Below are 1,199 nucleotides of genomic sequence, written 5' to 3'. Positions count from 1 at the left end.
CAACAGCACCTCCTGTTTTTTTCATAGCACTAGTTGTTTTGATAGGTTTAGATTTTTCATCTAAAACTTTAAATTCTTTCACATCTTCACAAGGTATTTCAAATTGCTTTCCAAGACCTAAAACTTTCCAGCCAATTACTAGATTGTCTTTCTTTTTTTTAAAAATAAAATCTTTGCCTATATATTCTTTTTTGTTTGATTGAGTAATTTTCAGCATAACTATTTAGCTTTATACTAAAAAAATATACCACTGTGCCCATAGTGTGACCAGACTTAAAATATTTAAAGATTATTGTTGCAAACAAATGTTTATTTAAACTTTAGCAATTGATTTGTAATCAATAGGTCCGCGGTTCGAATCCGTGCGGGGGCACCATCACTCAATAAATTCAATACTTATTTTTTTTGCAAAAATAGTTTTTAACTAAGTTTTATAATTGATTGTGCCAGGATTGGACCAGTATTGTGCCATGATCAAGTAGTCTTTTTAGATTAATTCAAAAATTTTTTGTATTCTGAAAAATTATTTTTCATATATTCACGATATTCTTTTGCTTTAATACTATATATTCCTCTCATCAAAGAATCTTCATACATCTCATCACTAACATCATTATTTCTTTCTAAAATAATATAATCAGCTTTAATCTTTTTATCTAAGATTCCACTCTCTTCTAGAACTCCATATACAACAATCTTATAATAATAGAATGCATACGAGTCTAATTTATCAATCAGATCTTTTATTTTAGGAAATTCATCTATATTTTTAATTATTACCTCAGTTGTTCTTACATTGGTATTACCATCATCATTAAGTGTTTGCTGCTTTAAACACACATAATATCCTTGAGCATAACATCTGCCCTCAAAATAACTTCTTTCTGTTTCACCACCAGCAATTAATATTTTTTTATTTTTAAGGCTTTCCCCAGATCTAAAATCAGTTATTTCATTTGCTGATGTGTATGAATATTCTAACAAATTTATATTAGGTTCCAGCTTTTTTAAATCATCAATTTTATTTTCAATTTCCTGAACTTGTTTTTTATATTCTGGCCATTTTTCCTTAGATTTTTTTTCTGAAATATTAAATGCGTAACTAGAATAGCTATCTAAACATTCTTGGTCAGAAGTTTTAAAATGCTCTGAACATATTTTTTTTGCTTTATTTGCCTCTTTTAATTTTTGATTATTAT

At 27.2% G+C, this 1,199-nt stretch carries 2 protein-coding genes; both read right to left on the bottom strand.

Annotated elements, in window-relative coordinates:
* The coding region (locus AMN88_RS03360) for a hypothetical protein (RefSeq protein ID WP_143323666.1) at positions 1-217 on the bottom strand (217 nt) is incomplete at its 3' end.
* A 275-nt stretch (positions 218-492) separates the two neighbouring features.
* Positions 493-1,199, bottom strand: a 707-nt coding sequence (locus AMN88_RS04605; RefSeq protein WP_179850098.1) for a hypothetical protein, incomplete at its 5' end; no start/stop codon positions are given.

The sequence above is a fragment of the Candidatus Pelagibacter communis genome, assembly GCF_001180165.1.
Classification (GTDB): domain Bacteria; phylum Pseudomonadota; class Alphaproteobacteria; order Pelagibacterales; family Pelagibacteraceae; genus Pelagibacter; species Pelagibacter ubique_P.
The sequence above is the reverse complement of the archived record's forward strand: the minus strand, read 5'-3'. Positions and strand labels throughout refer to the sequence as shown.